Origin of the sequence: Flavobacterium sp. GSA192, from assembly GCF_006386525.1 — a bacterium.
GTDB classification, from domain to species: Bacteria; Bacteroidota; Bacteroidia; order Flavobacteriales; family Flavobacteriaceae; genus Flavobacterium; species Flavobacterium commune.
Genome location: NZ_VAHC01000001.1, coordinates 210,875 through 230,630 on the forward strand (window position 1 = coordinate 210,875; position 19,756 = coordinate 230,630).

Genomic DNA, 19,756 nt, shown 5'->3' on the forward strand with positions numbered 1-19,756 from the left:
TGCAGCATGCAAATGGAGAAAAAAGACATAAGAGCCTTATCTAAAGAAGAATTACGCAATTTTTTTGTTGCCAATAATGATAAAGCATTTCGTGGAAATCAGGTTTATGAATGGTTATGGAGTAAAGGAGCGCACAGTTTTGAGGATATGACAAATATCTCCAAAGGAACGCGTTCTATGTTAGAAGAAAACTTTGTGATTAATCATATCAAAGTCGATACCATGCAGCGTTCAGAAGACGGAACGGTGAAAAATGCTGTTCGTTTGCATGATGGTTTGGTGGTTGAATCCGTGTTGATTCCTACTGAAACACGTACTACTGCCTGTGTTTCCAGTCAGGTAGGGTGTAGTTTGGATTGTAATTTTTGTGCTACTGCGCGTTTGAAAAGAATGCGGAATCTGGAGCCAGGGGAAATTTACGATCAGGTTTTGGCTATCGATCGCGAAAGCCGTTTGTATTACAATCATCCGTTGTCAAATATTGTTTTCATGGGAATGGGTGAGCCATTGATGAATTATAATAATGTCATTAAGGCTATTTCGATGATTACTTCGGAAGAAGGATTGGGAATGTCTCCAAAACGAATTATGGTTTCAACTTCTGGAATTCCTAAGATGATAAAGAAAATGGCCGATGACGAGGTGAAATTCAAATTGGCAGTTTCCCTGCATTCAGCCATTGATGAAATCAGAGCCCGAATTATGCCTTTTAGTAAAAACTTTCCTTTAGCTGATTTGCGTGAAGCTTTGGAGTATTGGTATCGAAAAACTAAAAGTAAAATTTCTTATGAATATGTGGTTTGGAAAGGAATCAACGACGATAAGGCTTCGGTAGATGCGCTGGTTAAATTTTGCAAATATGTTCCTTGTAAAGTTAACTTGATTGAATATAATCCTATTGATGATGGCGAATTTCAACAAGCTTCTGAGGAATCCATAAATGCTTATATTAAGGCTTTAGAAGCTATTGGAGTGGTAGTTAAAGTAAGGAGAAGTCGTGGAAAAGATATAGATGCGGCCTGTGGGCAATTAGCTAATAAAGAAGTCTGAAAATGATAAATTATTTTGTTTAAACAGTCCTGTTTTATATAAAATAGTATCTTTGGAAACGAATGAATGTTACCTCTCAAATAAAACAGCCCATATTTAATGAAATGGAACTTTTTGAAAAAAAGTTCTACGAGTCGATGTCTTCTCAAGTGGCGTTGTTAAACAGAATTACGTATTACATCGTTAACAGAAAAGGAAAACAAATGCGTCCGATGTTTGTTTTTCTAACCGCTAAGATGATTTCCGGAGGAATTGTGAACGAAAGAACCTACCGCGGAGCATCGGTTATTGAATTGATTCATACGGCAACCTTAGTACATGATGATGTGGTGGATGACAGTAACCGTCGTCGCGGATTTTTCTCAATTAATGCTCTTTGGAAAAATAAAATTGCTGTACTTGTAGGTGATTATTTATTATCCAAAGGATTGTTGCTTTCTATAGATAACGGTGATTTTGATTTACTTCAAATTATTTCTGTCGCTGTGCGTGAAATGAGTGAAGGCGAATTACTTCAAATAGAAAAAGCCCGAAGACTCGATATTACTGAAGATGTTTATTACGAAATTATTCGAAAAAAAACGGCAACACTTATTGCAGCTTGTTGTGCATTGGGAGCCAAATCAGTTTCTGAAGATGTAGTTCAGGTAGAAAATATGCGAAAGTTTGGCGAATTAATTGGAATGGCTTTTCAGATAAAGGATGATTTGTTTGATTATACAGACGAGGCTATTGGGAAACCAACAGGAATCGATATTAAAGAACAAAAAATGACTTTGCCTTTAATTCATGTTTTGAATATTTGTTCGAAAAAAGAAAAAACATGGTTAATCAATTCGATAAAAAATCACAATAAAGACAAGAAACGCGTTAAAGAAGTGATTGCTTTTGTGAAAAACAATAACGGTTTGACTTATGCCGAAAATAAAATGATTGAATTCCAACAGGAAGCTCTTTCTTTACTTCAAAATTATCCCGATTCCGAATTCAAAGATGCTTTGACTTTGATGGTGAATTATGTTATCGAAAGGAAAAAATAATTTCCTTTGCCAACTATTGATTTTATTGGACTTTTTGATTTTTATATTATCAAATCAAAAATAAATCTACTCCTCATGCAACCTTTTTGCATCGACAATCGTCTTGCTAATAGAAACACTTTATAAAATTTTGAAAGTAATCAACTTACATCAGCAGGAAAACGAACTAATCCGGTTAGCGGTCGAAAACAATCGACAAGCTCAACAAAAGATTTATAGCCAGTTTTCACCCAAGATGCTAAGTGTTTGCCGACAATATATAAAAGACATTCATCAGGCCGAAGATATCATGATAACTGCTTTTATGAAAGTGTTTACCAATTTGAAGAATTTTCAATTCAAAGGAAGTTTCGAAGGTTGGATAAGGCGAATTATGGTAAACGAATGTATTTCATTTATCAGGGTTCACAAAAAATTGAAGTATATCGAAGATGATTTCGTCATTGGACGCGATGAAGAAAGTTTTGATGCTATTGAAAGTCAATTTTCAGTAGCTGATATTCAGTTTTTGATAGACAGTTTACCAGATGGGTATAAAGTAGTTTTCAATTTGTATGCTATCGAAGGCTATAAACATCAGGAAATTGCTGGTATGTTAGGAATTAGTGAAGGGACGTCTAAATCGCAGTTGTCGCATGCCAGAAAAGTATTGAAAGGACAAATTAATAAGTTGAAAAAGTATAGCAATGGAACCGAATAAATTAGAAACGCAATTTAGGGAACAATTGAATTCTCGTGAAATCAAACCCTCTGAAATGGCTTGGACAAAACTCGATACTATGCTTTCGGCAACAGAAAAACCAAAAGCTAAATTTACCTGGTTGTATGTGGCGGCAAGTTTTACAGCTTTGTTATTGATTGGAACAGTGTATTTTACTTTTCAAGAAAAGACAATTAAAACCCAGAAAAATGAAGTGGTAATTCAAAAAACAGTTGATACTAAAATTAAAGCAATAACGTCAGATTCTGTTAATTTAAAAATGGAGAAAAAAGAATCGATAGTTCAAATAATTCAAAAATCGACTTCAAAAAGCAATCCATCTTATAAGTTGAAAAAAGAAGGAATTGTGGTTAAAAACAATCTTAATCAAGTGGATGATGTTGTAATTATCAATCAAGAAGCAGAGCAAGAATCAATTTCTACGCAAACGAATTCTCTTACAGTTGACGAACTGTTAGTAAGAGTTGATAAATCGACAAGATTAAATAATAAAACTAATCCAGATTTAAAAGTACATGTTAATCCAAATCAATTGTTGCAACAAGTTGATAAGGATTTAGAACCTTCTTATCGACAAAATGTATTTAGTAAAGTTGCTGAAAATTTTAAGGCAGTAAAAGATGCTTTTGTAAATAGAAACAAAGAAGAATAAAACCAACAATATTTAAAAATTAAATCAATATGAGAAATTTTACCATTTACTTAGTGTTATTCCTATGTCTTTTTGTGAGTAAAATAAATGCACAAGAAACCTATAAAGAAGCTAGCGAAAAATTCGATGCCAAGCGTAAGGAAATAATTAAAGAGGAAGAGATAATATTCTCTGCAAAACTAGATCAGTTAAAAGTGCAGCAAAAAAATGGTGTTATTTCGAAACAAGAATTCAAAAAACAAAAAAACGTTTTAGAGAAAAAAAGGGAATTGAATATAAAAGAAAGAGATAAGTTGAATTCAGATAACTTATTTCAACAATTTCCAGAAATGGGAGCTAAAAGTTTTGAAGGGAGAGCTTTTTGGATTTCCCAAGGAATTAAAAAAGATGTTCGTGAAGAAAAAGAATTATTGAAGAAGGAGGTTGAAGAGGTGGATAAACAATTGATTGAAGGTGTGATAACAAAAAAACAAGCAGAAGAGCAAAAGTTAAAGCTTGCAGGGTTTAGAGCGAAGACTATTGAAGAAAAAGTAAGCCTTAGGCAAGAAGCCTTGAAAAAATTGATTCAAGATGACGTGGATTCTGATTTAGAAGTACATGAAAAACATGCAGTTTTAGGTTTAGGTAAAGGTGATGGATATATTGAGAAAGATTCAGTAGGCAGGAAAACATTTGTAGTCCCAGCGATGAAAGTAATAAATTCTAATAACAAAAACGAAAAACGAAGTACTTCGCAGTTTGTATTGGCATTTGGGGCGAATAATTTAATTACTAATAACGCAGTTGCTAATTCTGATTTCTCCTATTGGAAATCCCGTTTTTTCGAATGGGGCTTTACATATAACACTAGAATATTTAAAAATTATAATTTGTTACATTTAAAATATGGATTTTCAGTAATGTATAACAACATTCGGCCAACAGATAATCGTTATTATGTTACAGAAGAAAATCAAACCAATCTGGAAGTGTTTCCTTCTGAATTAAAAAATTCTCGCTTTAAAAATGTATATCTCGTAGCACCTATACATTTAGAATTTGATTTTTCTGGTAATAAATCAAAAAGTGGTAATTCTGGCTTTTCCACACATAAAGGGTTTCGTTTAGGAGTAGGAGGTTATCTTGGTACTAGAATGAAGACAAAGCAAAAATTGTATTATAATAATAGCGAAGATGAAATTAGAATAAAGACCAAAGACGACTTTAACACCAATGATTTTATATACGGACTGAGTACTTATATTGGTTACAAAGCAACTAGTTTGTATTTGAAATACGATTTGAATCCGTTGTTTAAAGATAATTCAGTAAAGCAAAACAATGTTTCTTTAGGTTTACGATTTGATTTTAATTAATGAGAATCAATATCAATGTCAAAAATCAATTGCAATCTCAAAAAAAATCAAATTTAAAGATGTATTGAAATTGAAAATTACTATTGCCATTGCCGTTGATATTGTATCTTTGACCTTTCCAACTTTATTCTTTAAAAATTGATATCAAAAGCTACGATAGATACCGTTTTCGAAACTGCCCGTGTTGAGGAGGTAATTGGTGATTTTGTGCAATTAAAACGTGCCGGAAGTAATTTTAAAGGATTGAGTCCGTTTTCTGATGAGCGTTCGCCATCGTTTATGGTGTCGCCGGCTAAAGGAATTTGGAAAGATTTTAGCTCCGGAAAAGGAGGGAACTCTGTGGCTTTCCTGATGGAACATTCCCATTTCACCTATCCGGAAGCCATTCGTTATCTGGCTAAAAAATACAATATCGAAATTGAGGAAACCGAACAGACTGATGCTGAAAAAGCCAATATGGATGCTAGAGAAAGTATGTATCTGGTTTCGGAATTTGCAAAAGACTATTTTCATAAAACACTCTTAAATACCGAAGAGGGAAAAGCAATTGGACTTTCTTATTTTAAAGAAAGAGGTTTTACTACCGAAACTATTGAAAAGTTTAGTTTAGGGTATTCGCCTGAAACCTGGGATGCTTTTACCAAAGAAGCTTTGGGAAAAGGTTATAAATTAGAATTTTTAGAAAGTACCGGTTTGACTATCCCTAGGGAAGATCGTCCTTTTGACCGATTCAAGGGGCGTGTGATGTTCCCTATTCAAAGTATGTCAGGGCGTATTTTAGGATTTGGTGGAAGGATTCTGACCAATGATAAAAAGGCGGCTAAATACCTGAATTCACCGGAAAGTGAAATTTATCATAAGAGTAAAGTTCTGTACGGAATTTTTCAGGCTAAGCAATCTATCGCCAAACTGAATAATTGTTTTTTGGTTGAAGGTTATACTGATGTAATTCAGTTTAATCAGGCGGGAATTGAGAATGTTGTGGCTTCTTCGGGAACTGCTTTGACTCCGGATCAAATCAGATTAATCAACCGATTGACCAAAAATATTACCGTTCTTTTTGATGGTGATGCTGCCGGACTTCGGGCTTCTGTTCGTGGAATCGATTTGATTCTAGAGGAAGGAATGAATGTGAAAGTTTGTACTTTTCCTGATGGAGAAGATCCGGATAGTTTTGCTAAAAAAACCTCGCATGATGATTTGGTTGCCTATTTAGAAAATAATGCTAAGGATTTTATTCAGTTCAAAGCTTCGTTGTTGATGGATGAAGCCAAGAATGATCCTATCAAGAAAGCCGATTTGATTCGGGATATGGTGCAAAGTATTTCTAAAATTCCAGATCGTATTCAGCGCGAAGTTTACATCCAGGAATGTTCTCGAATTATGGATATTTCGGAGCAAGTCCTTATTAGTACTTTAGCTCAGTTGATTCAAAAAGATGTTGCTGAAGTTGCTAAAAAGCAAAAGCAGGAACAAAAACCTTTTGAAGTTCATAGAAACCAAAACCCGAAAAATACAGGGTATTCAGGAGGAGATCCAGAAGACCCTAGATTTGGACCGCCAGAGGACTATCCTGGAGAACCGGGATATCAAAGCGAGCCTACAGAAAAAGTAGATGTTCTTTATCGTTTAGAACGAAAAGTTATTGAAATTTTATTGCTTTATGGAAATAAAACAGAACAATTTGAAGATGTTTTGATGAAGTCAAATGAAGATGGCGAAATCGTGTATGTCTCTGAAATGAAGTCCTATAAAGTTTTTCAACGTATCTATTTAAGTTTACAAGAAGATGAAGTTGAATTAGCTAACCCTTTGTTTCGTGGAATATTTACTGATTTGATTAACCATTATCTTCAAAATGATTCTTTTAGTTTAGAACAGTATTTGATGCATTTGCCAGCAGAATATGCCCAGGAAGTGACTGATATTTTGATGGAAGATGAGCGATTAGTTTTGCATGATTGGGAAGGTCAAAATATTTTTCCTAAAACAAAACAGGATACTATAAGCCAAAATGTTTCTGAGACTATTTTAACCTTAAGATGGTATTTAGTCGGTAGAATTATTGATGAATTAAAAAACTCCATATCTCCTGATCAGGATAATATGGAGTCTTTAATGATGATTAGAGATTATAATGAACTCACTCGAGCTTTTTCAAAAAAACTGGGTAGGGTTATGTCTCGTTTTTAGATTAAACGATCTCTAAACTTTTAGCTTTGTTTACTAAATCAACTAAGTTAGTAACATTTAGTTTCGTTAATAAACGTAATTTATAAGTACTAATGGTTTTTTCGTTCAAACCTAAGATTTCTGCAATCTCGTGGTTTTTCTTTCCACCACTTAAATAACGTAAAACTTCTACTTCACGGTTAGAAAGTTTACGGTACAAACGCTCGCTTTTACTTTGTTTAGCAATTAAAGCTAGGTTTTTCTTAACCGTTTCATTCATGATAATTTTACCTTGATGAACTTTGATTATAGATTGTCCCAGAGTCTCTAATTTCTCTTTTTTATGAACATATCCGGAAACTCCAGCTTTGATGGCATTAGGAGCATAAATTTGTTCAGAAAGTCCACTAAAAATAATAATTTTAGTTTTAGGGAAATTCTTTAAAAGCGCTTTTACTTCAAAAATACTCGAAAGACCTTCAAGTTCTAAGTCCAAGACAAGAACGTCAATTTCTTTTGTTAAGAGTATATCTCTTATCATCAAAAAACTACCAACATTGGCAGTAATTGATATGTCTGAATGGTCTTTGAAGTACGACTTTACTCCAAAATGCACTACCGGAAAATTATCGGCTAGACAAACTTTAATCATGATTTTTTTTTTTTAGGGTTGTTTTTTTGTGTGAATTATATATATAAATTTAAGTAAAAAAAAGCAACAATACTATTTTTTATAGATAAAATAGTATTAAATCCGATTAATTACACAAACTGGTATTGGATTCATCTTGTGTTGGTTGATTGTGTTGAGTTTTTTGTAGATTTCAAACACCTTTTTTTCTCTTTCAGAGTAATTGTTTTGGGGATTTTTATTCTCATCTTCGAGCATTGCCCATTCTAATTCGTCATAAGTGGCACCTAATTGTTGCTCATCGGTTTTTTCATCTCCAAATAAACCATCTGAAGGTTGAGCTGTTAAGATAGAATTAGGGACTTGTAAATATTCGGCTAAAGCAAAAACATCTGATTTCATTAAATCGGCAATCGGACTTAAATCGACACCGCCATCACCGTATTTAGTGTAGAAACCTACGCCAAAGTCTTCTACTTTATTACCGGTTCCTGCAACTAATAGTCCATGAACTCCTGCATAATAATATAAGGTAGTCATTCTTAATCGTGCGCGGGTGTTGGCTAAGGTTAGATTAAGTTTGTTTTCTTCAAAGTTGGTAGGAACTTCTTTTTTAAAAGTTTCAAATACAGCTGTTAAGTCAGTGTGAACACTACTCACATTAGAAAAACGTTTCTTAAGTTGTTCAATATGCTCTTTAGCGCGGCTTACATGACTGGCATGTTGGTGGATTGGCATTTCAACACATAAAACCTGAAGTCCGGTTTGAGCGCATAAAGTAGAGGTTACAGCCGAATCTACACCGCCTGAAATTCCTACTACAAAACCATTAACTTTTGTGGTTGCTGCATAAGATTTTAACCAATTGACAATCTGAGTGTTTACCTGATCAACTTTTAGAGTGCTTTTTTTAGTCATAAATAGTTCAAATTTTAAGCATCAGGAACGTATCTTTGCATCAAATTTTCGTTAACATACTGGTTGTTCCTGTTATAATGCTGCAAATTTAATTAAAATAAAATGAAAACTTGTGTATTTTCCTTAGTTCTATTGTTCTTTTTTTTGTCATGTGAGACTAAAAATAAGACAGAAAAAGCAGTAGAGGCTATTTCGGTTGATTTAAAAGTGGTACGATTTGATAAAATATTTTTCGAAACCGCTCCTGAGGATCTGCCAAAGATTAAAAAAGAATTTCCTTTTTTCTTTCCGACCGGAAATGATGATGCTGTTTGGTTAGAAAAAATGCAAAACCCACTTTGGCGGGAATTATACTCGGAAGTGCAAAAAAAGTTTTCCAATTTTGATTTGTATAAAGCAGAATTAGAAGGGGTTTTTAAGCATATAAAATACAATTTTCCTAAAACAGCTACGCCTAAAGTATATACTATTGTAGCTGAAATGGATTATAATAATAAGGTGATTTATGCTGATAGCTTATTGATTATTTCGCTTGAAATGTATCTGGGGAAGGAACATAAATTTTATCAGTTTCCGAATTATTTAAAACAAAATTTCGAACCCAGACAAATGATGCCTGATGTTGTAGAAAGTTTTGCAAGAAGACAAATCCCGCCAAGCATAGAAAAAAACTTTTTGGCGGCTATGATTTATTCCGGAAAGCAATTGTATTTAAAAGATAAATTGTTGTCAGAAGATTATACTGATGCGGATAAAATAGGTTACACAGCTGAGCAATTGTTGTGGTGTCAGGAAAACGAGAGTTATATGTGGCGTTATTTTATTGAAGATCAATTGCTGTATAATGATGATCCTAAGTTGATTCCTAGGTTTATTAGTCCAGCGCCTTTTTCTAAATTTTATTTAGAAATTGATAATGAGTCTCCGGGTAAGGTAGGAGCCTGGATTGGTTGGCAAATTGTGCGTTCGTATATGAAAAATAATGAAGTATCTTTGCCGCAATTAATGCAGATGAGTGCAAAAGAAATTTTTGAAAAATCAAATTATAAACCTAAGAAATAATGTCAAATACAAATAAATCAGAAATAAATTTCCTGGTAGAATTAGATGAAAACCGTGTTCCGGAAAAATTATATTGGACGGCAAAAGATGGTGGAATTGAATTAGAAGAGTCGAAAGCAATTATGTTGTCAGTTTGGGATAGCAAGGCTAAAGAAAGTATGCGTATTGATTTATGGACTAAAGATATGCCTGTAGATGAGATGAAAATTTTCTTTCACCAGACTTTAGTGGCAATGTCGGATACTTTTCACCGTGCAACCGGTGATGAAAAAATGTCAGCAACGATGAAAGATTTCTGCGAGTATTTTGCAGAGAAATTAGAGTTGACAAAATAATTTTTGAAAAACTCTAATAGAAAAATCCCAAATTCCAATTTTAATATCTTGGAGTTTGGGATTTTTTATTTTAAACGTTTGGAATTTGGATTTGTATCCTGATTCCTATCGGGATTGGAATTTAAAATCCACCACTGTTGTTTTTAAAAATTTCCTGATTGACTTCGTCTATGTAATTTAGGACTTCTTCTTTGCCTGTGCCTTCAGTTGATGAGGTTACAAAATAAGGAGGCATTTCAGCCCAATGGTTAGCGAACATTTGTTTTTTGTAGGCTGCAACATGAGAGTCAATTTTTACCTTACTGATTTTATCGGCTTTGGTGAAAATGATGCAGAAAGGAATTTCGCTTTCGCCCATATAATTCATAAATTCAATGTCGATAGCTTGTGCTTCATGGCGAATATCAATCAATACAAATGCGCAGGCTAATTGCTGTCTTTTTTCAAAATAATCAGTAATGAATTGCTGAAAAACAGATTTGGTTTTCTTTGAAACCTTAGCATAACCATAGCCGGGTAAATCAACCAGAAACCAATTGTTGTTAATTAAAAAGTGATTAATTAATTGTGTTTTTCCTGGTCTTCCTGATGTTTTGGCTAATTTTTGTCGGTTGGTCAACATATTTATTAATGAAGACTTGCCTACATTAGACCTGCCTATAAAAGCATATTCGGGCAAAAAGTCCTTAGGGCATTTGCTTACGTCTGAGTTGCTAATTACGAATTCGGCGGTATTGATTTTCATGTTTTTTTAATATAAAAAAAGCTGTTTTATGCCGAAGCTGCTTTTAAATTAGTTTTTGTCAGCCATTCTTCAAGTAATTTATTGAATTCATCAGGATGTTCCATCATGGCTGCGTGACCGCATTGGTCAATCCAGTATAAGGTTGAATTAGGTAATAATTTGTTGAATTCTTGGGCTACATCAGGAGGGGTAACTTTGTCATTTTTTCCCCAAATGATACAAGTCTGAACGTGCATTTTAGGTAAATCCTTAGCCATATTATGACGAATGGCACTTTTAGCAATGGTTAAGGTTTTGATTAATTTTATTCTGTCGTTTACTGTTGCGTAAACCTCGTCAATTAACTCCGGAGTGGCAATTTTTGGGTCATAAAATACGTCTTCAGCTTTTTTCTTGATGTATTCATAGTCACCGCGTTTTGGGTAGCTATCGCCCATTGCGCTTTCATAAAGTCCTGAGCTTCCTGTTATTACTAGTCCGGCTACTTTTTCAGGATACATTTTAGTGTGGTACAAAGCGATGTGTCCTCCTAATGAATTTCCTAAAAGTATTACACGGTCAAAGCCTTTGAAAGTAATAAAGTCTTTTACGTATTTCGCAAAAGCTTTTACGTTAGTTTTTAGTAAGCTTTGAGTGTATATGGGTAAGTCCGGAATAACAATTTTGTATCCTTTGTCAGAGAAGTAACGAGCTACGCCATCAAAGTTGCTTAGGCCTCCCATTAAGCCATGTAAAATGACAATTGGGGTTCCTTCTCCTGCTTCATAATAGCTGTATCTGCCTTCTTTTTTATAGTTTTTTTCCATGCTTTTGGATGCGAATTTCAATTTCGACAAATATAGGATATAATCAGTTAAAAAGAATTTTTGAAAACATTTTTTGAGTATAATCTATAAGTCTTTTTAGTGTTGAAGGTGTGTTTTTGTGTTTATGTTGTTGAATGTCTATGGTTTTTTTATGGGATTATAATGCTTTTATGCTTTAAGAAATAAATTGTTTTTAAGAGTGGTTTTTCGAATTGAATTATGCTCTTGTTAAGAAATGCTCTTTTGGCTAATGTTCTGATTGTCTAAAAATTAAAGGGTTTTGGTTTGAAGTGGGTAAACTTATCAACAAAGTGGTAGAAAGTGGTAAAAGGTGGTAAAATTTTTTATATTTTTGCTCTATATCATTTAAAGCTATTCTTTTGAATACAATTGTTGGAACATATGAGTGTAAAGTTGATGCTAAAGGGAGGGTTTTGTTACCTGCTCCTTTGAAAAAGCAATTGGCGACCTCTCTTCAGGACGGTTTTGTTTTGAAGCGCTCTTTGTTTCAGCCTTGTCTGGAGTTGTATCCAATGGAAGAATGGAATTTGATGATGCAAAAAATCAATAAGCTTAATCGATTTGTTAAGAAGAACAACGACTTTATCCGCAAGTTTACTGCTGGTGTCAAGGTAGTTGAGATTGATGCTTTGGGGCGTTTATTAGTGCCTAAGGATTTGGTGAATTTTGCCAGTATAACTAAGGATGTTGTTTTTTCGTCTGCGGTGAATATTGTGGAAATTTGGGATAAGGATTTGTATGAGCAGTCAATAGATGATGGAGTTGATTTTGCAGATTTGGCTGAAGAGGTAATGGGTAATATAAATGACAACAACGATGGAATATCATAATCCGGTTTTGCTAAAAGAAACAGTAGATGGTTTAAATATTAAGCCAGACGGAGTGTATGTAGATGTGACTTTTGGTGGAGGTGGTCATTCGAAAGAGATATTAAGACGATTAGGGCTTAACGGGAAATTATTTGCCTTCGATCAGGATGAAGATGCACTTGCTAATGCACTACCTGATGAGCGATTTGTATTGATTAATGAAAATTTTAGACATATAAAACGATTCCTTCGTTTTCATGGTGTGAGAAATGTTGATGGGATTTTAGGTGATTTAGGAGTTTCTTCTCATCAGTTTGATGTGCCGGAAAGAGGATTTTCAACCCGATTTGATGCAGGTTTGGATATGAGAATGAGTCAAAAAAATGATCTTAATGCTTATAAGGTAGTTAATGAGTATGATGATGCTAATTTAAGAAGGGTTTTTTATGATTATGGTGAATTGAAAAATGCACCTGCTTTATCAAGAACCATTATTGAAGCCAGAGTACACAGGCCAATAAAAACTACTGATGAATTAAAAGAAGTTTTGGCGAAATATTTACCTGAAAGAGTTCGAAATAAAGTATTGGCTCAAATTTATCAGGCGATTCGAATTGAGGTGAATCAGGAGATGGATGTTTTAAAAGAATTTTTAGAACAATCATTAGAAATTTTGAATCCGGGAGGACGATTAAGTGTGATTTCGTATCATTCTTTAGAAGACCGTTTGGTGAAAAGATTTATAAAAAACGGCATGTTTGAAGGAGAACCTGAACGTGATTTTTTTGGCAATTTTTCGGTTCCGTTTAAAACTATTGGAAAATTAATTGTTCCTGATAACGAAGAGATTAAGGTGAATAACAGAGCAAGAAGTGCCAAGTTAAGAATTGCCGAAAAAAAATAAAGATAACAAATTAACACCCAGTCTCCCTCTTCTTTGGAGAGGGTTGGGGAGAGGAAAATATGAAAACGAGTATTTATAATCTGTTAAAAGCAAGGTTTTTAATCGATGATGATGCGATAAAAAATTGGCGTTTTATTGTTTTTTTGATTGTTCTGGCAATAATTATGATTGCAAATACACAGCGATACGAACAAAAAGTATTTAAAATAGCTGAATTAACTTCAGAAGTAAAAGAATTGCGCTCAGAATTTGTTGACAGACGTTCGGAATTAATGAAGTTACGAATGGAGTCAACCGTTTCTGAAAAGATGGTGGAAAAAGAAATTTTCCCATCTACAGTACCTCCGGTAAAGATAAAAGTGAAGAAAGAAGAAGAAAAAAGTTTCCTTAAGAAATTATGGCAGTAGATGATAAACACATATCGTACCGAATCTATCTGGTTGCTTGTGCTATCTTTTTGATGGCAATAGGAATTGCTGTTAAGTTGACTAATATTCAATGGGTCGAAGGAGAGTATTATAGAGAATTAGCAAAGGAAAGAACGGTTCGGAATTTTGTTATTCCTGCTAATAAAGGAAATATTTATTCTGCCGATGGAAGTTTGTTGGCTACTTCAATCCCAAAATACATTATCCGCTTTGATGCTTTGACTCCAAAAAAAGAAGCTTTCGAGCAAAATGTGAATGCTTTGGCCGATTCATTAGCTACTGTTTTAGGGAAATCAGCAGGTTTTTATCAAAATGAACTCAGAAAAGCAAGAGCTAATAATAATCGTTATTATTTAGTTGCCAGGGATCTAAGTTATACCGATTATATGAAAATAAAGAGTTTTCCTTTATTTGAATTAGGGGCTTATAAAGGCGGAATTATAATCGAACAAAAAACAGTACGCGAGCATCCTATTGGTAAAATTGCCGAAAGAACCATTGGGTACGAAAGAAAATACCAGGTAGGACATTCGGATGGAAAAGGAATTGAATGGGCTTACAGAGATTATTTGAATGGTAAAGATGGAAAAATTCTGAAGCAAAAAATTGCTAAAGGACAATGGAAACCTATCAGAGATTTGAATGAGGTTGACCCTCAGGATGGCTACGATGTGATTTCTACAATAGATGTTTACATTCAGGATATTGCACACCACGCTTTATTGAAACAATTAGAAGATTATCAGGCCGATCATGGTTGCGTGGTGGTGATGGAATCGCATACGGGGCAGGTAAAAGCTATTTCTAATTTAGGAAGAGCTAGCGATGGAACCTATTATGAAACAACTAATTACGCAGTAGCCGAATCGCATGAGCCGGGTTCTACTTTTAAATTAGTTGATTTAATGACTATTCTGGAAGATAAAGTTGCCGATACCAGTACGGTTTATGATACCAAAGGAGGAGAAATAAGGTACTCGGGTAAGGCAGTGAGGGATTCTCATAAAGGAGGTTATGGGAAAATTTCTTTAGGAAGAGGTTTCGAATTATCTTCAAACACCGTTTTGGTTCAGGCAGTATATGATAATTATAAAAACAATCCGTCCAAGTTTGTCAATCGAGTGAATTCTTATGGATTGAATAAACGATTGAATATGGATTTTAAAGGAGAAGGACGTCCGTTTATCCCACAACCTACGGATAAAAATTGGTCTAATATTTCATTGCCTTGGATGGCTTTTGGATACGGGGTTTCGGTTACGCCAATGCAAACCTTAGCTTATTATAATGCGGTGGCTAATAATGGAGTGATGGTAAAACCACAATTTGTTTCTGAAATTAAAGAATGGAACAGAACCATCAAAAAAATGGAGCCGGAGGTTATTAATCCTAAAATTTGTTCGCGAGAAACACTTTTAAAAGTAAGAGCTGTTTTGAAAAATGTAGTTAAACGAGGAACAGGTTCAAAATTATATTCTAAGGATTTTTCTATGGCAGGAAAAACCGGAACAGCTCAGGTAAATTACGGAAAACGTGACGGTTCAGGCTTGTATTATGCCTCTTCTTTTGTGGGGTATTTTCCAGCGGATCATCCTAAATATTCTTGTATTGTAGTGGTTCATAAGCCTAATACATCCAATAATAATTATTATGGTGCCGATGTGGCAGGTCCTGTTTTTAAACGAATAGCCCAAAAGATTTTCACCGAAGTACCTTCGACAAATGAAATCAAAAAACTGGATAGAAAGATTCCAAAACAGGAGAAAAATTACAACGAATATTATGCTAAACTCCAAAAGAATCAGCAATTAATTCCTAATGTTAAAGGGATGCCGGGAATGGATGCCATTGCTTTGCTGGAAAATTTAGGAATGAAAGTGAGAACCAGTGGAATGGGAAAGGTTAAAAAGCAATCGTTACAGGCAGGACAAAATATTATAAAAAACACTACCATAACTTTAGAATTATTGTAGCCTCAACTAAGCTCTTCATCAAAGAGAGTGAAAAATGAAAGATATGAGTAAATTATTAAAAGACATATTATATAAAGTAGCAATCGAAGCGGTTCACGGATCGACAGATGTTGTTATCGGGAAATTGGATTTTGATTCCAGAAAAATCGGAGCCAATGATGTGTTTGTGGCTATTCGTGGTTCTATTTCCGATGGTCATGATTATATTCAAAAAGCAATCGATTTAGGAGCTAAAGCAATTATATGTGATGCTTTTCCGGAGCAATTTGCTAGTGAGGTTACTTATGTTCAGGTAAACGACACCAATAAGGCATTAGCTTTTATGGCTGCTAATTATTTTGGAAATCCATCCGAAAAATTAAAATTAGTTGGAATTACGGGGACTAATGGCAAGACAACTATTGCTTCTTTATTATATCAATTATTTAAAAAAGCAGGATTCAAAGTGGGCTTGCTTTCTACAGTAAAAATATTGGTCGATGATGTGGAATTTAAAGCTACGCACACCACACCTGATTCTATTACGATTAATCATTTTTTGAATGAAATGGTCAACGCCAGTATTGAGTATTGTTTTATGGAAGTGAGCTCCCATGGAATTCACCAAAAACGCACCGAGGCATTACATTTTACAGGAGGTGTTTTTACTAATTTATCACATGACCATTTAGATTATCATCCGACTTTTGCAGAATATAGAGATGTTAAAAAATCGTTTTTTGACAATTTACCAAAAACTGCTTTTGCTATTTCGAACATTGACGATAAGAATGGAGCGGTGATGATGCAAAATACGCTAGCTAAAAAACGTACTTATGCACTGAAATCCTATGCTGATTATAAGGCTCAAATTTTAGAGAATTTATTGTCAGGTTTGTTGCTTAAAATCGAAGGCAACGAAGTTTGGGTAAAACTGATAGGTGTTTTTAATGCATATAATTTGTTGGCAATTTATGCAACTGCTATCGAATTAGGTTTGGATAACTTGGAAACACTTCGTTTGTTGTCCGAATTGGAAAGTGTTTCCGGAAGATTCCAATACATTGTTTCTGATTCTAATGTTACTGCTATTGTGGATTATGCACATACTCCTGATGCTTTAGAAAACGTGTTGAAAACCATCAATGAAGTGCGTACTAAGAACGAACAACTGATAACTATTGTAGGTTGTGGAGGAAACAGAGACAAGGCGAAGCGACCAATTATGGCTGAAATTGCATCTGAATTGAGTAACAAAACCATTTTAACATCTGATAATCCAAGGGACGAAGACCCGGAAGTGATTATTGGAGAAATGGAAGCGGGAGTCCCACCACAAAATCATAAAAAAGTTTTTGCTGTAACCGATCGAAAACAAGCTATAAAAATTGCTTGCCAATTGGCTCAGCCCAATGATATTATTTTAATTGCAGGAAAAGGACATGAAACCTATCAGGAAATCAAGGGTATTCGTACTCATTTTGATGATATGGAGATTGTTAAGGGAATTTTAGAAGAACTACATAAATAGTGAAATTATGCTGTATTATTTATTTGATTATTTCAACAAAACATTGAATATTTCTGGAACAGGAGTTTTTCAATACATCACTTTTAGATCGGCATTAGCTTTTATTCTTTCGTTGTTGTTGTCAACAATTTATGGAAAAAGAGTCATTCGCTTTTTACAAAAACAGCAAGTAGGCGAGACTATTAGAGAACTCGGTTTACAAGGGCAGAATGAGAAAGCAGGAACTCCTACCATGGGAGGATTGATTATCATTTTTGCAACCTTAATTCCTGTTTTGTTGTTTGCCAAATTGCATAATATATATATCGTTTTGTTGATTGTGACTACCTTATGGATGGGAACAATTGGTTTTGTAGACGATTATATCAAGATTTTCAAAAAAGACAAACAAGGATTAAAAGGAATTTTTAAGGTTTTTGGTCAGGTTGGATTAGGTTTGATTGTGGGAAGTGTGTTGTATTTTAATCCACAAGTAACCGTTCGAACTGATACCGGAAAAACCGATGTTTTTAAGCAAACAACTGCAGCCGTTATAGTGCCAGCCGGTATTGAGGAAAAATCTACAGCAACAACAATTCCTTTTTTCAAAAATAATGAGTTTGATTATGCTGAAGTTTTGGCATGGACAGGCGAAGGTTATGAAAAATGGGCTTGGTTAGTTTTTATTCCGGTAGTAATTTTTATTATCACGGCGGTTTCTAACGGTGCTAATTTAACTGACGGTATCGACGGACTAGCGGCAGGAACTTCTGCTATTTCGGTACTGGCACTCGCCATTTTTACATTCGTTTCGGGAAATATTATATTCTCTAATTATCTCAACATTATGTATATCCCTAATTCGGGAGAAATGACGGTTTTTATTGCTGCTTTTGTTGGGGCACTCATCGGATTTTTATGGTACAATTCCTATCCGGCTTCGGTTTTTATGGGAGATACAGGAAGTTTAACTATAGGAGGAATTATCGCGGTATTAGCAATTGCTGTTCGAAAAGAATTATTGATTCCATTATTATGCGGAATATTCCTTGTAGAAAATTTCTCAGTGGTTTTACAGGTGAGTTATTTTAAATATACCAAGAAACGTTTTGGCGAAGGCCGAAGAATTTTCCTGATGTCGCCATTGCATCATCATTATCAAAAGAAAGGTTATCACGAAAGTAAGATTGTTACCCGATTTTGGATTGTGGCCATCATGCTGGCGATACTTTCCATTGTTACCTTAAAACTAAGATAAGATGAGATTAGTAGTATTAGGCGGAGGCGAAAGCGGGGTTGGAACAGCAATCCTTGGAAAAGAAAAAGGATACGATGTTTTTGTATCTGATTTTGGAAAGATAAAAGAAAATTACAAAGAAGTTCTTATAAAAAATGGTATTGATTGGGAAGAGGAAAAACATACAGAATCCCTGATTCTGAATGCCGATGTGGTGATGAAAAGCCCGGGGATTCCTGAGAAAGCACCCATAGTAAAAAAGCTGGTCGAAAAAGGAATACCGGTAATTTCTGAAATCGAATTTGCTGCTCCTTTTACTAAAGCAATTACGATAGGAATAACAGGAAGTAACGGGAAAACAACTACTACGATGTTAACCTATCATTTGCTGAAATCAGCGGGATTGAATGTAGGACTGGCAGGGAATATCGGGAAAAGCTTTGCTGAACAGGTCGCCGAAGATAAGTACGATAGTTACGTGTTGGAGTTGAGTAGTTTTCAGTTGGACGGAATCATAAATTATAAGCCGCATATAGCCATTATAACTAATATCAGTCCGGATCATTTAGACCGATACGATTATAAATATGAGAATTATATTGATTCGAAATTTAGAATAACAATGAACCAGACCGAAGAGGATTATCTCATTTATGATGCAGATGACGAAGCAATTTCAGAATGGTTACAAAAGAACAAAACAAGAGCAAAATTAATTCCTTTCTCATTGACAAAAACATTTGAAGAAGGAGCCTTTATAAAAAATAACACAATGGAAGCAATAATCAATCAAGAGGAATTTCAAATGGAAACAGCAGCAATTGCCTTGGAGGGAAAACATAATTTTAAAAACGCCATGGCAGCAACTTCTGTAGCTAAATTGATGCAAATTAGAAAAGCAACAATTCGCGAAAGTTTATCAAATTTTCAGGGTGTAGAACACCGTCTTGAGAAAGTATTGAAAATCCAAAATGTGCAATACATCAACGATTCGAAAGCAACTAACGTAAACGCTACTTTTTTTGCTTTAGATAGTATGAATTCGCCAACAGTATGGATCGTTGGAGGTGTTGATAAAGGAAATGATTATAACGAATTGATGGCATTGGTTCGCGAGAAAGTAAAAGCGATTATTTGTCTGGGAGTTGATAACAGAAAAATTATTGATGCTTTTGGTAATGTGGTGGATGTAATGGTTGAAGTAGGCACGATGACCGAAGCCGTAAGAATGGCACAACACATTTCAGAAAAAGGAGATACTGTTTTATTGTCTCCAGCCTGCGCTAGTTTTGACTTGTTTGAAAACTACGAAGACAGAGGAAGACAATTTAAAGATGCGGTGCATAATTTGTAAAAAAAAAGCTAGAAGTTAGGAGATGGAAGCTGGAAGTGTATATGTTTCAAAATT

At 34.4% G+C, this 19,756-nt stretch carries 19 protein-coding genes; 15 read left to right on the top strand and 4 right to left on the bottom strand.

Annotation, left to right across the window (positions count from 1 at the left end; translation table 11 throughout):
* The first annotated feature begins 6 nt into the window (after positions 1–6).
* The 6 genes from rlmN (at position 7) to dnaG (ending at position 7,011) form a co-directional block, all read left to right on the top strand.
* Positions 7–1,050, top strand: coding sequence for a 23S rRNA (adenine(2503)-C(2))-methyltransferase RlmN (gene rlmN / locus FDM27_RS01015; RefSeq protein ID WP_140484853.1), 1,044 nt, complete (start codon positions 7–9; stop codon positions 1,048–1,050).
* A gap of 62 nt (positions 1,051–1,112) precedes the next feature.
* On the top strand, positions 1,113–2,090 hold the full coding sequence (locus FDM27_RS01020) for a polyprenyl synthetase family protein (protein ID WP_140484854.1): 978 nt from the start codon (positions 1,113–1,115) through the stop codon (positions 2,088–2,090).
* A gap of 130 nt (positions 2,091–2,220) precedes the next feature.
* A complete protein-coding gene (locus tag FDM27_RS01025; RefSeq protein ID WP_140484855.1) occupies positions 2,221–2,790 on the top strand; it encodes an RNA polymerase sigma factor in 570 nt (189 codons plus the stop codon).
* Complete coding sequence (locus FDM27_RS01030; protein WP_140484856.1) at positions 2,777–3,463, top strand: hypothetical protein; 687 nt, start codon at positions 2,777–2,779, stop codon at positions 3,461–3,463. The genes FDM27_RS01025 and FDM27_RS01030 overlap by 14 nt, the downstream gene beginning before the upstream one ends.
* 29 nt (positions 3,464–3,492) lie before the next feature.
* Positions 3,493–4,818, top strand: a complete 1,326-nt coding sequence (locus FDM27_RS01035; protein WP_255510432.1) for a hypothetical protein — start codon at positions 3,493–3,495, stop codon at positions 4,816–4,818.
* 138 nt (positions 4,819–4,956) lie between these two features.
* Positions 4,957–7,011 (top strand): DNA primase, encoded by a 2,055-nt coding sequence (gene dnaG / locus FDM27_RS01040; protein ID WP_140484857.1) that lies wholly within the window; start codon positions 4,957–4,959, stop codon positions 7,009–7,011.
* Position 7,012: 1 nt separating this feature from the next.
* Here dnaG and FDM27_RS01045 read toward each other — a convergent pair whose 3' ends face one another.
* Positions 7,013–7,642 (bottom strand): response regulator transcription factor, encoded by a 630-nt coding sequence (locus FDM27_RS01045; protein ID WP_071184926.1) that lies wholly within the window; start codon positions 7,640–7,642, stop codon positions 7,013–7,015.
* 96 nt (positions 7,643–7,738) lie between these two features.
* Positions 7,739–8,539, bottom strand: a complete 801-nt coding sequence (gene nadE / locus FDM27_RS01050; protein WP_140484858.1) for an NAD(+) synthase — start codon at positions 8,537–8,539, stop codon at positions 7,739–7,741.
* 102 nt (positions 8,540–8,641) lie between these two features.
* On the opposite strand from nadE, the gene gldB reads away from it, so the two are divergent.
* The gene (gldB, locus tag FDM27_RS01055; protein ID WP_140484859.1) at positions 8,642–9,601 is read left to right on the top strand and encodes a gliding motility lipoprotein GldB; all 960 of its coding nucleotides are present in this window, start codon (positions 8,642–8,644) and stop codon (positions 9,599–9,601) included.
* Positions 9,601–9,936, top strand: coding sequence for a gliding motility protein GldC (gene gldC, locus FDM27_RS01060; protein ID WP_071184929.1), 336 nt, complete (start codon positions 9,601–9,603; stop codon positions 9,934–9,936). The genes gldB and gldC overlap by 1 nt, the downstream gene beginning before the upstream one ends.
* 121 nt (positions 9,937–10,057) lie before the next feature.
* Here the strand turns inward: gldC and yihA are convergent, their stop codons facing one another.
* Entirely contained in the window at positions 10,058–10,681 is a 624-nt protein-coding gene (yihA, locus tag FDM27_RS01065; RefSeq protein WP_071184930.1) for a ribosome biogenesis GTP-binding protein YihA/YsxC, read from the bottom strand.
* 26 nt (positions 10,682–10,707) lie between these two features.
* A complete protein-coding gene (locus tag FDM27_RS01070) occupies positions 10,708–11,487 on the bottom strand; it encodes an alpha/beta fold hydrolase (protein ID WP_071184931.1) in 780 nt (259 codons plus the stop codon).
* Between the two features lie 380 nt (positions 11,488–11,867).
* Between FDM27_RS01070 and mraZ the strand changes: the two genes are divergently transcribed.
* Genes mraZ through murD form a run of 7 tightly spaced genes read left to right on the top strand, consistent with a single transcriptional unit; the run spans position 11,868 to position 19,702 of the window.
* Entirely contained in the window at positions 11,868–12,338 is a 471-nt protein-coding gene (gene mraZ / locus FDM27_RS01075; RefSeq protein WP_071184932.1) for a division/cell wall cluster transcriptional repressor MraZ, read from the top strand.
* Positions 12,313–13,221: a 16S rRNA (cytosine(1402)-N(4))-methyltransferase RsmH gene (gene rsmH / locus FDM27_RS01080; protein WP_181161614.1), complete on the top strand. Its 909-nt coding sequence runs from the start codon at positions 12,313–12,315 to the stop codon at positions 13,219–13,221. Before mraZ ends, rsmH begins: the two co-directional genes overlap by 26 nt.
* Positions 13,222–13,280: 59 nt before the next feature.
* Positions 13,281–13,628: an FtsL-like putative cell division protein gene (locus FDM27_RS01085; RefSeq protein WP_071184933.1), complete on the top strand. Its 348-nt coding sequence runs from the start codon at positions 13,281–13,283 to the stop codon at positions 13,626–13,628.
* Positions 13,619–15,622 carry a penicillin-binding protein gene (locus FDM27_RS01090; protein ID WP_140484861.1) on the top strand — a complete coding sequence of 668 codons (2,004 nt, stop codon included), beginning with the start codon at positions 13,619–13,621 and terminating at the stop codon, positions 15,620–15,622. Before FDM27_RS01085 ends, FDM27_RS01090 begins: the two co-directional genes overlap by 10 nt.
* 43 nt (positions 15,623–15,665) lie before the next feature.
* Positions 15,666–17,132, top strand: coding sequence for a UDP-N-acetylmuramoyl-L-alanyl-D-glutamate--2,6-diaminopimelate ligase (locus FDM27_RS01095; RefSeq protein WP_140484862.1), 1,467 nt, complete (start codon positions 15,666–15,668; stop codon positions 17,130–17,132).
* 7 nt (positions 17,133–17,139) lie between these two features.
* The gene (mraY, locus tag FDM27_RS01100) at positions 17,140–18,369 is read left to right on the top strand and encodes a phospho-N-acetylmuramoyl-pentapeptide-transferase (RefSeq protein ID WP_071184935.1); all 1,230 of its coding nucleotides are present in this window, start codon (positions 17,140–17,142) and stop codon (positions 18,367–18,369) included.
* A gap of 1 nt (position 18,370) precedes the next feature.
* A complete protein-coding gene (gene murD / locus FDM27_RS01105; protein WP_140484863.1) occupies positions 18,371–19,702 on the top strand; it encodes a UDP-N-acetylmuramoyl-L-alanine--D-glutamate ligase in 1,332 nt (443 codons plus the stop codon).
* Positions 19,703–19,756 lie beyond the last annotated feature (54 nt).

Bases quoted from the DNA above. Each gene is read 5' to 3' on its own strand.
- rlmN (WP_140484853.1), top strand. From the start codon at position 7: ATGCAAATGGAGAAAAAAGACATAAGAGCCTTATCTAAAGAAGAATTA.
- FDM27_RS01020 (WP_140484854.1), top strand. From the start codon at position 1,113: ATGAATGTTACCTCTCAAATAAAACAGCCCATATTTAATGAAATGGAA.
- FDM27_RS01030 (WP_140484856.1), top strand. From the start codon at position 2,777: ATGGAACCGAATAAATTAGAAACGCAATTTAGGGAACAATTGAATTCT.
- FDM27_RS01035 (WP_255510432.1), top strand. From the start codon at position 3,493: ATGAGAAATTTTACCATTTACTTAGTGTTATTCCTATGTCTTTTTGTG.
- FDM27_RS01045 (WP_071184926.1), bottom strand. From the start codon at position 7,642: ATGATTAAAGTTTGTCTAGCCGATAATTTTCCGGTAGTGCATTTTGGA.
- nadE (WP_140484858.1), bottom strand. From the start codon at position 8,539: ATGACTAAAAAAAGCACTCTAAAAGTTGATCAGGTAAACACTCAGATT.
- gldB (WP_140484859.1), top strand. From the start codon at position 8,642: ATGAAAACTTGTGTATTTTCCTTAGTTCTATTGTTCTTTTTTTTGTCA.
- gldC (WP_071184929.1), top strand. From the start codon at position 9,601: ATGTCAAATACAAATAAATCAGAAATAAATTTCCTGGTAGAATTAGAT.
- yihA (WP_071184930.1), bottom strand. From the start codon at position 10,681: ATGAAAATCAATACCGCCGAATTCGTAATTAGCAACTCAGACGTAAGC.
- FDM27_RS01070 (WP_071184931.1), bottom strand. From the start codon at position 11,487: ATGGAAAAAAACTATAAAAAAGAAGGCAGATACAGCTATTATGAAGCA.
- rsmH (WP_181161614.1), top strand. From the start codon at position 12,313: ATGACAACAACGATGGAATATCATAATCCGGTTTTGCTAAAAGAAACA.
- FDM27_RS01085 (WP_071184933.1), top strand. From the start codon at position 13,281: ATGAAAACGAGTATTTATAATCTGTTAAAAGCAAGGTTTTTAATCGAT.
- FDM27_RS01090 (WP_140484861.1), top strand. From the start codon at position 13,619: ATGGCAGTAGATGATAAACACATATCGTACCGAATCTATCTGGTTGCT.
- FDM27_RS01095 (WP_140484862.1), top strand. From the start codon at position 15,666: ATGAGTAAATTATTAAAAGACATATTATATAAAGTAGCAATCGAAGCG.
- mraY (WP_071184935.1), top strand. From the start codon at position 17,140: ATGCTGTATTATTTATTTGATTATTTCAACAAAACATTGAATATTTCT.
- murD (WP_140484863.1), top strand. From the start codon at position 18,371: ATGAGATTAGTAGTATTAGGCGGAGGCGAAAGCGGGGTTGGAACAGCA.